The 12174-nt window shown below is 64.5% G+C and carries 13 protein-coding genes and 2 pseudogenes; 8 read left to right on the plus strand and 7 right to left on the minus strand.

Annotated elements, in window-relative coordinates; genetic code table 11:
* From ACP69S_RS19075 to ACP69S_RS19085, 3 genes and pseudogenes are all read left to right on the plus strand, one after another.
* Positions 1 to 298, plus strand: a pseudogene (locus ACP69S_RS19075) (IS630 family transposase); the annotation flags it as partial.
* Complete coding sequence (locus ACP69S_RS19080; protein WP_425999932.1) at positions 299 to 421, plus strand: hypothetical protein; 123 nt, start codon at positions 299 to 301, stop codon at positions 419 to 421.
* Entirely contained in the window at positions 414 to 632 is a 219-nt protein-coding gene (locus ACP69S_RS19085; protein WP_425999933.1) for a zinc-binding dehydrogenase, read from the plus strand. The genes ACP69S_RS19080 and ACP69S_RS19085 overlap by 8 nt, the downstream gene beginning before the upstream one ends.
* 339 nt (positions 633 to 971) lie before the next feature.
* On the opposite strand, the pseudogene ACP69S_RS19090 reads toward ACP69S_RS19085, so the two are convergent.
* Positions 972 to 1798, minus strand: a pseudogene (locus ACP69S_RS19090) (IS5 family transposase).
* Positions 1799 to 1889: 91 nt separating this feature from the next.
* Between ACP69S_RS19090 and ACP69S_RS19095 the strand changes: the two are divergent.
* Positions 1890 to 2405 (plus strand): alpha/beta fold hydrolase, encoded by a 516-nt coding sequence (locus ACP69S_RS19095; RefSeq protein WP_425999935.1) that lies wholly within the window; start codon positions 1890 to 1892, stop codon positions 2403 to 2405.
* 13 nt (positions 2406 to 2418) lie between these two features.
* Here ACP69S_RS19095 and ACP69S_RS19100 read toward each other — a convergent pair whose 3' ends face one another.
* From ACP69S_RS19100 to ACP69S_RS19120, 5 genes are all read right to left on the minus strand, one after another.
* Positions 2419 to 3951, minus strand: a complete 1533-nt coding sequence (locus ACP69S_RS19100) for a PKD domain-containing protein (RefSeq protein ID WP_425999937.1) — start codon at positions 3949 to 3951, stop codon at positions 2419 to 2421.
* 25 nt (positions 3952 to 3976) lie between these two features.
* Complete coding sequence (locus tag ACP69S_RS19105) at positions 3977 to 4519, minus strand: hypothetical protein (protein WP_425999939.1); 543 nt, start codon at positions 4517 to 4519, stop codon at positions 3977 to 3979.
* 25 nt (positions 4520 to 4544) lie between these two features.
* Positions 4545 to 5525 carry an acyl-CoA dehydrogenase family protein gene (locus tag ACP69S_RS19110; RefSeq protein WP_425999940.1) on the minus strand — a complete coding sequence of 327 codons (981 nt, stop codon included), beginning with the start codon at positions 5523 to 5525 and terminating at the stop codon, positions 4545 to 4547.
* The gene (locus ACP69S_RS19115) at positions 5522 to 6715 is read right to left on the minus strand and encodes an acyl-CoA dehydrogenase family protein (RefSeq protein ID WP_425999942.1); all 1194 of its coding nucleotides are present in this window, start codon (positions 6713 to 6715) and stop codon (positions 5522 to 5524) included. The genes ACP69S_RS19110 and ACP69S_RS19115 overlap by 4 nt, the downstream gene beginning before the upstream one ends.
* An 87-nt stretch (positions 6716 to 6802) precedes the next feature.
* Positions 6803 to 7153: a Rieske (2Fe-2S) protein gene (locus tag ACP69S_RS19120; RefSeq protein ID WP_425999944.1), complete on the minus strand. Its 351-nt coding sequence runs from the start codon at positions 7151 to 7153 to the stop codon at positions 6803 to 6805.
* A gap of 135 nt (positions 7154 to 7288) precedes the next feature.
* Here ACP69S_RS19120 and ACP69S_RS19125 point away from each other — a divergent pair, with 135 nt between their 5' ends.
* The 3 genes from ACP69S_RS19125 to ACP69S_RS19135 all read left to right on the plus strand — a co-directional run bounded on the left by ACP69S_RS19125 (position 7289) and on the right by ACP69S_RS19135 (position 9998).
* Complete coding sequence (locus tag ACP69S_RS19125; protein WP_425999946.1) at positions 7289 to 8434, plus strand: acyl-CoA dehydrogenase family protein; 1146 nt, start codon at positions 7289 to 7291, stop codon at positions 8432 to 8434.
* Positions 8434 to 9354 carry an acyl-CoA dehydrogenase family protein gene (locus ACP69S_RS19130; RefSeq protein ID WP_425999949.1) on the plus strand — a complete coding sequence of 307 codons (921 nt, stop codon included), beginning with the start codon at positions 8434 to 8436 and terminating at the stop codon, positions 9352 to 9354. The genes ACP69S_RS19125 and ACP69S_RS19130 overlap by 1 nt, the downstream gene beginning before the upstream one ends.
* 341 nt (positions 9355 to 9695) lie before the next feature.
* Entirely contained in the window at positions 9696 to 9998 is a 303-nt protein-coding gene (locus ACP69S_RS19135) for a hypothetical protein (RefSeq protein ID WP_425999950.1), read from the plus strand.
* 60 nt (positions 9999 to 10058) lie between these two features.
* Here the strand turns inward: ACP69S_RS19135 and ACP69S_RS19140 are convergent, their stop codons facing one another.
* Complete coding sequence (locus tag ACP69S_RS19140; protein WP_425999952.1) at positions 10059 to 11462, minus strand: aromatic ring-hydroxylating oxygenase subunit alpha; 1404 nt, start codon at positions 11460 to 11462, stop codon at positions 10059 to 10061.
* A gap of 176 nt (positions 11463 to 11638) precedes the next feature.
* Between ACP69S_RS19140 and ACP69S_RS19145 the strand changes: the two genes are divergently transcribed.
* A complete protein-coding gene (locus ACP69S_RS19145) occupies positions 11639 to 12163 on the plus strand; it encodes a nuclear transport factor 2 family protein (protein ID WP_425999954.1) in 525 nt (174 codons plus the stop codon).
* Positions 12164 to 12174: the final 11 nt, after the last annotated feature.

Below are 12174 nucleotides of genomic sequence, written 5' to 3' on the forward strand. Positions count from 1 at the left end.
CGCCACCCACAAGCATCCCAAGGTGGTCGCGTGGCTGGGGCGCCATCCGCGCTGGACCTTCCACTTCACCCCCACCTCGGCCAGTTGGCTCAACGCCGTCGAGGGTTTCTTCGCGGTCCCCGCCAAGCGCCGCCTCAAGCGCGGCGTGTTCAAGGGCGTCGTCGACCTCCAGGCCGCCATCAACCGCTTCGTCTCCGACCACAATCAGTAACCCAAACCCTTCGTCTGGACCGCCGACCCCAACAAGATCATCGCCGCCGCCGCCCGTGGGCAACAAACGTTGGAATCAATCCAGTAGGTGCGCTTATGCCGCCTCGCCTTCGCCCGAACGCCCCCCGCCGGCTGGGCCAGCCTGCTCGCGGTGGCGCTGATCATCGGCGCGGGCATCTGGGCGCTGATGGTCGTACTGCCGGGTGCCTAGCGCGACCAGAAAACATGGACCTCGTCGCCCCTCTGCGGGGACACCCCGCAACGCCCCGTCCCGCACTTCCGGCGTATCGATCAGGCCTTCGGGGCCTTCGAAATCGCCCGAGGACGTGCGGCAACTCGCCGAGTCGGCGCGAGCCGGCGTATTGCAGCCGGTCATCGATCGACGCTATGAATTTACGCAGATGGCTGAAGCGCACGCTTAAGTCTCAGAACGGAGAGATGACTTGAAGAAGGCAGCCTTTGTTTTCAGCGCTATTGCCCAATTGCTGGGCGGGCTCTGGCTGCTCCAGGGACTGGGGATCGTGCACGTTCGGCCGATTCTCTGCTTTGCGGATTGCGCTCCCGTTCAGGGTCCCTCGCTGACTTGGGCAGTCATCGGAGCTATCATGCTCGCGGCCGGCGGCTTGGGTATCTCTTGGTCCTTGAAGCGGCCCCCGGGTCCGCCTAGGCCCTAACGACCAATTCAAACTAACGCGGTGTCTGCGGTTCCACCCGTGTCAGGCGAAACCTCAGAGTCTGACTCATAATGTTTCTGATTGTGATCAGAGGGTTGCGAGCCTTCGGGTCATGAGCTGGACCGATGCCATGAAGAGCCATGCCGTTGAGCTGTCGAGAGTGGCCTCGAAGTCCCTGGCCAGGCGGCGGTTTCGGCCGAGCCAGGCGAAGGTGCGCTCCACGACCCATCGGCGGGGCAGCAGCACGAAGCCCCTGGCGGCGTCGGATCGCTTGATGATCTCGATCTTCCAGTCGCCCCGCCCCGCCCCGCCATGGCTTGTCGCAGCTTGTCGCCGGCATAGCCGCCGTCGGCGAAGACGTGGCGCAGCCAGGGGAAGCTGGATCGGATCGCGGTCAGGACGTCGGGCGCGCCGTCGCGATCCTGGATATCGGCTGTATGGACCCGGGCTGTGACCAGCAAACCGCCGGTGTCGGTGAGGATGTGGCGCTTGCGGCCTTTGATCTTCTTGCCTGCGTCATAGCCGCAAGACCCGCCGCTTTCGGTGGTTTTGACGCTCTGGCTGTCGATCACTCCGGCGCTGGGCGAGGCCTGGCGCCCCGCCGCCTCACGGCAGGCCATCAGCAACAGATGATTGATCGAGGTCCAAAGGCCGCTGTCGCGCCAGGCGTAGAAATAGCGCTGAACCGTCGTCACCGGCGGAAAGTCTCCCGGCAGCATCCGCCACGGCAGGCCGCTACGCAAAACATAGAACAGGGCGTTGGTGATCGTCCGCCGGGACCACTTGGCCGGCCGCCCAAGCCGAGACCGCGCCGGGACCAGCGGTTCCAGAACCGCCCATTCCTCGTCCGTCAGATCGCTTGAATACCGCAGGCCCTTTCGGGCATGCTTGCGCCGGGTGGTTTCGGTCCACATGTCAAATTCCGTTGTTGGCTCGCACCTCCAACAGAATCACAAGTGACTGAAATCACACAACTTCATTTTGGGTCAGCCTCTAAGCGATGTGGTGGTGGTTGGCCATTCGCAGGCCGGCACGATGCTGCCGGTGATGGCGGAGCGCCAGCCGGGCCTCTTCCGAAGACTGGTCTATCTGTCCTGCTGCGCGCCGCTGCCGGGACAGAACATCTTGGAGATGATGGGCCGAGGCCTGCACGGGGAAAATCCCGACGAGGTCGGCTGGCCGCTCGATCCAGACGTCCACGGCCAGGATGTTCAGCGGCCGCTCCAGTTCTGCAACGACATGGATGCCGAACAGGCCCGCGCGTTTCCGGCGCGGCTTGACGAGGATAGCTGGCCCGTGGCGGTCACCTGCGCCGTCCACTGGAGCTACGCCCATCTGCGCGACCTGCCGTCGAGCTACATCCTGTGCGAGCGAGACGGAATCCTTCCGCCCATCTGGCAGAAACGCTTTGCCCAGCGGCTGCATATCGACCGCGTCGTTCACATCGACGCGGGACACCAAGTGATGAATACCCAGCCAGAGACGCTGGCCAGCCTGCTGCTGGTGGAAGCGCGCCTTTGACCCGCACGGCCGGTTATTCCACTAACACGCGAACGCGGCCTAGGTTCTGGATGCGGGCATGGGGGGTCTTGGCGTCGCCATTGCGTTCCGAAGCGACCCGCAGGGCCGGGAAATAGACGCCCGGCTTGGTGAAGGCGTGGTTCGTTTGAAGGGTCAGCTGGGCGTTCGGCGCACCAGACAGCTGGACTTTCACCGGGAACGTTCCCGCGCCCTCGAAATCCCATTCCGCCGAAACGATCTTGCCGACGCCTGGCGGGACTTCGACTCTGGCGGTAAAGCGGACGGGCTGCCCCGACCTCACGACAGCCTTGGCGCCACCATTGGCGGTAACCGTTGCGACGGGCTGGACCCCGTGGCGCGCCTTCGCGGAGACGGGCACAACCACCTGGCCATCATCGATCCGGTAGCTCGTGCTGGCGGGAGGCGCGACGCCCTTCTCGACCCATTGCGACAGGTCGCGCAGGGCTTGGTGCAGGACACCCAGATAGCTGACCGTACGCGTAGGATCTTCCTGCTCGGCGTTGTCGCCGTGCAGCGCATGATCGGTGTGCCAGACCCTGAAACTTTCGTCTGTTCTCTTGCCCAGATTGGCCTCGACGCGCTTGCGATACCAGTCGGCTTGCCGTGGCATGGCCTCACGGTCCCAGAGCGACTCGACAAGGATCATCTTGCCCTTGAACACGCCGGTCTGGAGCGACCCCGCCGTGGCGTTAACGAACAGCGGTCCCAGCAACATCGGGCGCTGGGGATAGAGCGGCTTGCCGTCCGGTCCTCGAAACTGGTCCCAGACCGTGAAGTCGGGTCCGGGGACCTGATGGCGGTGATAGGTCTGGGCCGCGAGGAAGTTGCTGTTGTCGATCTGAACCTCATCGCCGACCGCGATGCGAGCCGCGACGGCGGGATCGACCACACCCGGCACCACCACGTCCCCGACGATCCGGCTGACCGTCAGTTTCTTCCTCGCCGCCGCGCCGCGCCGCTCTGCACGATCGGATCGCCGCCGAGGAAGTCGATCGAGGGCGGGGGGCTGGAGAGGCGGTAGGCGACAATCCGCTTGCCGCCTTCGCCTTGAAGCGCGGCGAAGGCGTTGTCGACGCCTCCGTCCTTGGCGCCGTTGACGATGCTGGTGTTGAGGGCACAGCTGGGCTGCCTCGGCGGCGGTGATCGGCGCGACGACGACGGCCTTGTGCTGCATGCGCGCGCTGTCGAACGACTTGGGATCGTCAAATCCGAGATAGCCGGGCTTCGTCCAGAAGTCCTTGAAGTAGCCCGGGTCGGCCATCACCATGCCCTGATAGAGCGCGGCGAAGCCATGGATACCCATGGTCCTGTAGCCAAACCAGGACTGCGGCGGGAAACCCATCCGGGTGACTTCGCGCAGCGCGGCGGCCTCCTCGGCGTTCAGGCCGGCATAGGGATTGCCGCTGCCGCCGGGCTCGACCGCGTCGAGGATCTGCGGAAACCTGTCTTTCAGGATGCGCATGGGGTGCATGCGGATGGTGAACATATTGGGGATCGCCATGGTCGAACCGACCACATAGGGCACGACCCCGTCTCAGACGCCGGAGGTGTTATCGATCGAGCCGATGGGTGCGGTATGCCCCGCCACTGCCGCCGAATGCATAGCCGTAGGGGCGCGCGCCGCCGTACATCTGCTGAGCCACGACACGCGAATATTGGGCCGCGGCGGCGTTGGCGCGGTAGGCGGCGACGGTGGGATCGGTTCCCATGCCGGGCATGCCGACCTGGTTTGGCCCGCCGCCGTTCGTCTCGACGAAATAGGCGCCCGAGGCGAGGGTGAAACCGATCTTGTTCTCTTCGCCGGGCGGCATCTTCTGGGCGAGGATCTCGCTGTCTGGCACCGGCGTGATGTGCTGAAAGAAGCGGCCCTGGTAGTCAGCCCTTTCAGGTAGATAGAAAGAGAAGTGGGTCTCCGTGCCCTTCAAGCCGCCATGGACATAGCGGTGGCGGACGGGTGTCTCGCGCCACTCGTCGATGTCGATATAGGCTTCGCGGAACAGTGGATCTTCAGACGCCGAGACCGCCGGGGCATCGTCTTTTCCTGTGCGTGGGACAGGGCGACAGGGGGCAGGGCGGTCGCGGCCACGCAACATAGTCTTCTCCCTAATTTTATCGGGTTCAGGCCGTCGCTTTTACGAGCGCCAGCCGTCCCGTTTGTTCTTCCCAGTGATCGGCATCTCTGCTGAGCACGCAGTTCAGCGTCGCGCGCTTCAGAAACAGGTGGCAGTGGTGTTCCATCGTCAGGCCAATCCCGCCGTGGAGCTGGATCGCGTCCTCGGCGATGGCCCGATAGACGCTCGTTGCATGGGCCTTCAGCGCGCCCAGTTCGGGCAGGCCGGCGGAAGTGTCGGTGGCGCGGTTCCAGAACAGCGCCTCGGCCGCCGACAGCCAGGTCTTCATGTCCGCGACGCGGTGCTTGAGCGCCTGGAATAGGGCGAGGGGACGGTCGAACTGGCGGCGGGTCCCAAGATATTCGATCGTCAGTTCGAGGATCGCATCCGCGCCGCCAAGGGAGTCGCCGGCCAGAGCGAACAGCAGTTGCGCCTCCAGGCGGCTAGCGAGCGCCATCGCAACGTCGCCCTCGACCAGAACCATGCCGCTTGCGGTCGGACGAACGTCGAACAGCCGGCGGGTCTTATCCCAGGTGTCCCGCGCCTTGATCTCGGCGCCTTCCAGGGGAACCAGCGTGATACGGCCTTCTTGGACGACGAGGACATGGCTGGCGCGATCAGCGTCCGGTACGCAGGTCAGGGCCCCCGAACCGCCCGATCCAGCCAGCGAGGCCGTCATCACTTCGCCGCCCATGGCGCGGTCGAGCAGGGCTTGGCGTTCGGGCAGCCCGTCGGCGGCGGACAGCGCCTCGATCACCAGCATCTGGGCAATGGTCGGGCTGGGCGCGAGTGTGCGGCCCAGTTCGGTGTGGATCACGCCGGCGGCCTCACGACCAAGGCCCAAGCCGCCGAGGTCTTCGGGAACGGCCATCATCAGCGCGCCCATCTCAATGATCGTGCCCCAGTTGACTTCGAAGTCCGGAGCAAGGCCGTCGGCGCCAAAAGCCTTGCGCGTGGCGTCCCGAAGTTCGGCTCTGTCGATGGTCATGCCGCGTCTCCCGCCAGCGTCCAGCTCTTGGGTTCGCGCGGCATGCCCAGCAGGCGTTCGGCGATGATGTTGCGTTGAACCTCGTCGCTGCCGCCAGCGATGGTCCAGGCGTAGCTGTTCATGAAGTCGGCCATCCAGTTGCCGGTCTCCATGCCGCCGCCAAAGATGATCGGTGCGTGATACTGGGCCTCCAGGCCGCTGATCCGCAGACCCAGAGAGGTGAACTCGCGCAGAGTGCGCGAATAGGAGAGCTTGACCAATGAAGCGTCACCGACGCGCTCCTTGCCAGAAATGCGGTTGGCCAGGAACTGGTCGGCAAGCGCGCAGGTCGCGTCGATCTTCGTTGCCAGACGGCCGAAATCACGCAGGATTCCGGCGTCGCCTTCGCGGCCGTTCTCGCGGATCAGGTCGGCGATGCGCCACAGCGCGCCGCGCATGCGAGCGCTAAGCTCAAGCAGGGTCAGGCCTCGCTCGGACGACAGTGTCGATTGGGCGACGGCCCAGCCCTGACCCTCCGCGCCCAGCCGATCCTCGGCCGGGATCTCGACATCGTCGAGGAACAGCTCGGCGAATTCCTCGTCACCGTGAATTTGATGGATCGGCCGGGCGGTGACGCCCTTGGCCTTGAGGTCGAGCAGCAGATAGGTCAGTCCGGCCTGCTTGGCGCCTTGCGTGCTGGTGCGTACCAGCAGCAGACACTTGTCGGCGAACTGGCCCATGGTTGACCAGAGTTTCTGACCGTTGACGACGTAGACGTCGCCGCGCCGCTCGGCGCGCGTCCTCACGGCGGCGAGATCGGAACCCGCATTGGGCTCCGAGAAGCCCTGGCACCAAATCTCGCCCTCGAGGATGCGGGGAATGTACCTGGCCTGCTGCTCGGCGCTGCCCCATTCGAACAATGTGCTGGCGGCGTGGTAGGTCGACATGAAGGACAGCAGCAGGCGCGGCGTGTCGGCGCGCGCGAGTTCCTCGTACAGCACCTTCTGTTCGGCCAACCCTTGGCCGCCGCCCGGCCATTCGGCAGACCAGTGCGGTACGGCGTAGCCGCCCTCGGCCAGCTTGGCGAACCAGCTGCGTTGCGTCTCAAGAAACGCTTCGTGTGTGGTGCAGGCCGCGCGCCAGTCCCTGGGCGCATTGGCCTCCAGCCAGGCGCGTATGTCGTGCCGCAATGTCGCTAGGGCGTCGGTCAAGAACGGGCCTCCAATCTGCCCACACGCTAGCGCCTATTTGGGGCCAATGCCGCAAGGGGGCAGGGGAGATATCGGCAAGGCGATGGGTTAGGCCGCGACTTCGATGACGTCCCCGTTGATCCGGATAACGAAGGTGGCGATCGGCTCGGTCGCCGGCGGGTTCAACGGCTCGCCGGTTTCCAGATCGAACCGCGCCCCGTGCGCCGGGCAGGACAGCCAGCCGCGTTTCAGACGACCGCACGCGAGAGGTTCCTCGGCATGGGAGCATCTGTTCTCGACCGCGAAGAAGCGGCCATCGCTATGGCAAATCAGGATCGAGCGCCCGTTCACCTTGACCTCCTTGGCGGTCTCGGGCGCGATCTCGCTGGCGGTGGCCACGGCAGTGAAGGAGAGTTCGGTCATCTCCGTGACTTGGGCGGCTTCGCCGTGCTCGCGCAATAGGGAGCCATATCGCCACGGCGGTCTGTTGGGAGGCGGCCTCGTTCCCACGCGGCGCGGCATTTCTGCTTGGTATAGTTGGTCCGCCGGCGCGCCCAGGTTCTGGTCGACGCCCTTTGCGAAACGAAGAGTCCGATGAACTTTGAATGGACCGTCGAGGAAGCCGCCTTCCGCAAGCGACTGCAGGACTTTTTGGCCGACACGCTTCCCGACGATTGGGAGCGGTTTTCGCAGCATGGCCCGGCCTCGCCGGCCTTGACTGACTATGCGCGCACCTTTTGCGGCAAGCTGGCCCGGGACGGTCTGCTGACCCCGCATTGGCCCAAGGAGATCGGCGGCGGCGGGCTGGATCCCTGGCACCAGGCCATTCTCGCCGAGGAAATGTGGATCGCTGGCGAGCCGCGCGGCGGCCAGTACATGAACGTCAACTGGGTTGGCCCTACGCTGATCCGCTATGGCTCGCCTGAGCAGCAGGCTCGCTATCTGCCCTCGATCACCGAGGGCGTCGCCCTGTGGTGTCAGGGCTTTTCCGAGCCCGGCGCCGGTTCGGATCTCGCCTCGCTGCGTACCCGGGCGGTGCTGGAGGGCGATCACTACCGCGTCTCGGGTCAGAAGATCTGGACCAGCTATGCGGGCCTCGCCGACACCTGTTTCCTGGTCTGCCGGACCAGCGACGACCGCAAGAAGGGCATCTCGATCCTTCTTGTGCCCATGGACACGCCGGGCATCACGGTGCGGCAGATCCCGTCCCTGATCGGTGAGGGTGACATCCACGAGGTGTTCTTCGACGACTGCATCGTGCCCGCAAGCGCCCGGTTGGGTGAAGAGGGGCAGGCTTGGGAGATCATCGCCTATTCTCTGACCAACGAGCGATTGGGAATTCCGCGCTACGCCCTGGCGCGCGCCGCGCTCGACCGCGCTGTGCAGATACTTAAGGCTCAGGACGGGTTCCACGCCGAGGCCGTCAAGATCGAGGCCGCCCATTGCGCCGCCCTGTGCGAGGCCGCGCGGATGGCCAGCTATGCGATCATCGATCGACGTTGCAAGGGCGAGGTGATCGGCGCGGAATCCAGCTCAGCGCGCTTCGCCACCGTCATGGCCGAACGCCGGGTCGCCGAGTTCGTCGTCGAGTACCTGCCGGAAGCCCTGGCTGACGCGCACCCCTATCTCAAGATGCACCATCAACGCGGGATCGTGGCCGGCATCGCGGCTGGCGCGGCCGAGATCCAGCTCAACATCATTGCGACCGATGTGCTCAAGCTGCCCCGGGAGCCGCGCTGATGGAACTCGCCCTGACCAATGACCAGACCGCGATCCTCGACGCGGTCGACTCTCTCGCCAGGCCTTTCGCCAGTGCGTCGATCCATGACGCGGGTTTCGCGCTGGTGAGCGACAGGCTTGACCAAGAGCTCGCTGACGGCGGCTTCCTGGATGTCGCCTTCGATCCCGATCTGGGCGCCGGCTCGGCCGCGCTGGTGGTGGAGCGCCTGGCGCGGCTGCCCTATGCCGTGGAGGTGGCGGCCAGCGCTCTGGTTCGTCCGCTCTTTCCCGATCTTCCGCGCCCCTTCTGCCTGGTGCTGGAAGGCCGGTCGACGCGGCCGATCCGGTTCCTGAAGCCCGGGGCGACCGTAATCGTGGTCGGCAAGGACAAGGTCTCCAGCTTCACCGCGACCGAGGATCAGGTTCGAACCGAAGACACACTGTTTGGCTACCCAATGGGCAGCCTGCTGGTCGATCCGTCGATGGTCGCGACCACCACGCATGCCGTGTCCCCGGAAGTCCTCACGACCCGCTGGCGCGTCGCGATAGCGGCGGAGGCCGCGGGTCTGCTCGCCGCCGCGTTGGAAAGCACCGCCACCTACGTCACCGATCGTCAACAGTTCGGCCGCCCGCTCGCCACCTTCCAGGCGCTGCGGCACCGGCTGGCAGAGGCCCAGGTGCGGGCCAACGGCGTCTATTGGCTGGCGATGAAGGCGGCTGGCACGCTGGACGCAGGCGACGCCGCGCTCGCCGCGCTCCATGCCCAGGAGAGCGCACGCGCGACAGTCTATGACTTCCACCAGTTCCTCGGCGCGATGGGCATGACGCTGGAGCATCCTCTCCACCTGTGGACCTACCGTCTCAAAGCGCTGATCAGCGAACTCGGCGGCCGAGGCGGGCAGGGGCTCGCGGCGGCGGAGGCTCTCTGGGGCGAAAGCTAGTGGTGAGATTCAGTCGCTTGGAACCCGCCTAAATCCTTCTCGGGAAAGGGATCGAGCGATTTCCAGAGGGACTCAAGCGTCGCGTTCTATCCACTAGGCGCGACGCTCGTCGGCCCGGCTTGGCCGCCTAATCGAAGCGTTCTGGCGGATCGGGCGGCGAAGATATTCGTCGAGAGATAGAGCAGGCGTACTTGCCTACTTTAGAGTAACATGTTATTTGATTTTGGTGTGGAGTGCGTGTATTGTGGCCTCTGCCAAGCAATTTATTTTCAATTACTGAACCCAATGACCGCCGATTATTCAATCGGTTGCGTTCTTACGCCTTTATGAATGGGGAATGCATGTCGTTAAATCTCGAAGCCGTCTTTCTTGCGGCGTTCATCGCTGTGGCTCCGCTGTCGGCTAGCGTCGCCATGGCGGCGCCTCCGCCTGCCTATTCGACCGAGAAATCCACCGTCGGCGAACTATTCGCCAACCCGCAAGCCAAGGCGATCGTCGAGAAGCAATTCCCGGGCATCTCGTCGGATGTCCGTATGACCCTGGCCAAGGGCAAGACCCTCCGCGAACTCAGCGCCACCAATCCCAAGGGCATCCCGGCCGAAAAGCTGAACATCATCGACGCCGAACTGGCGAAGGTTCACTAACGACGGTCGAGACATGCCAGCGACCGGCCGTCCGCGAAGGGCGGCCGGTTTGCTCGCGACTCAGAAGCCGAGATCAAGAATCTTGCCGTCGAAGTTACCGCCCAGCAGGTTGGTGGCCGAGGCCAGCTTGTTCTGATCGACGCCCTTCAGGTGGCCGTCGATGATCCGGTTGTAATTGCTGATCAGGCCTTCGATATCCCTGGAGAGGCGCATGAACTCGAAGCCCTCGGCATGCATGCCCTTCTGCTGGATCGGGATGTTCGAGTAATCCTGACGCGGGATCGGCGGGAACTCCTGGCTGTCATAGGCCAGGACAGTGGGCTCCATCGGCGACTGGTGCGCCTCGCCCTCGGCGACATGGGTCAGCGACCACAGCTCGAACAGGCAGCTTTCCGGACCGAGCGGGCGGATGCGGTACGAGGACATGCTCGAGAACATCGGTAGCAGGAAGTAGTTCGGGAAGATGAACTCGACCGCATGGATCGGGTCAGAGACCGCGACCGCGTTGAGGTCGGGCACGGCCTCGCCTCTGGCCTGCAGTTGCGCGGTGATCTGGGCGTTAAGGATGCCGTACCACATCATCACCGCCTGAGCAGGATCCTCCGGCAGTTCGACCTCAGCCAGCTGCTGGGCGATGGCGACTTCCTTGGCATGGACCATGCCGGACATGCCTTCGCTGAGCAGGCCCAGGTGCCTGATCTGCGCCTTGATATTGTCGCGCACGCTCATGTTCGGGTCGATCGGCACGCCGATCCCGCCGGTGTCCATGCCGTACATCATGTTGTAGAGCATCGGCGCCGCCTGCTGCAGCTGCGGATGCGTGCGCATGACGTGATAGCCTTCCATGAAGGCCTCCATCGCGACCTTCCAGTTGGCCGGGATGACGGTGGCGTACCACCACTCCGAACGCACGTTGCTCGCACCATGAGCGTCGAGCCGGCCGGCCACCGGACCGATGGTGTCACGGAACGAGGGCGCGTTGTCGTCGAAATTGATGAAGGCGCAGCCGCCCCACAGCTCGACGCGGCAAGACTTGAGCGCGAGGTCGGCTTGGTCCAGCTGGGCCTCGCTGAACATGTGCTTGCCGTAGACGAAGGTGTTCTCGCCCTCAATGTTCCAGCGCCAACCGTGGAAAGGGCAGATGAACCCGGGCGTCTTGCAGTTGCCATGCTCGCCCTCATTGACGAACGGCACGCCCCGATGGCGACAGGCATTGTGGAAAGCCTTCACGCCTTCTTTGGCGCGGACGACGATCACCGACTTGCCGAGAATTGAATATTCCACCCAGTCGCCGACATTGGGGATCTGTTCCAGTCGGCAAGCCATCTGCCAGACGTGCGGCCACAGGTGCTCGCCTTCGAGCCGGTAGAATTCCTCGTCGTAATAGCGCCGCGATGGAATGCGCTCGGGATTTTCCACCGAGAACGGCACGGGCCGTTCCGCAGCCATTGCGCCGTCTGCCATGGGATACCTCACCTGTCGCGTTTTGCGAACAGTGGTAATCGGTGGGTCAGGGCGCGCAAGCGAACCTGCCCGGTCTTCCACCGATATCGCCGCTCCGATAACCGCATTCGCCGGGGATTGATCTGACCCATTCAGGCCATAGGCTTCGGGTCACCGATCTGGCGAAGGGCAATGCCGTGAATAGCAACGAGGAACTGAGCGCGATCATCGCTCGCGACACGATCCGCGATTGCCTGGGCCGCCTCGCCCGCGGCGAGGACCGGCGCGATGCGACCTTGATCTCGGGGTGCTTCTGGGGCGACGCGGCGGTCGATTTTGGTATTTTCACCGGGACGTTCGACGAATACCTCGCCTGGGTTACGCCCGGCTCCCCGAGCATTCCGGTCACGCTGCACACGTTGGGGCAAAGCCTGATCGAACTGGACGATGACCGCGCGACGGTCGAGACCCACGTGACCGCCTATCACCGGATCGATGTCGGAACGGAGGAGCACGACGTCTTCCTGGGCGGCCGATACCTCGACCGGATGGCAAGACGCGAAGGCCAATGGCGGATCGCACACCGCACGATGCTCTATGACTGGATGAGGGACTTGGGCGTGTCGGTCGACTGGGCGCAGGGGTTGATGGGCATTCCGTTCCTGGGCGCGCCAACGGTCGGCTCCGCGAACGGCGACCCGAGCGAGGCCTTCTTCCGCTAGACGCCAGCGCT

Source organism: Caulobacter sp. DWR1-3-2b1, from assembly GCF_049895765.1.
Taxonomy (GTDB): Bacteria; Pseudomonadota; Alphaproteobacteria; order Caulobacterales; family Caulobacteraceae; genus Caulobacter.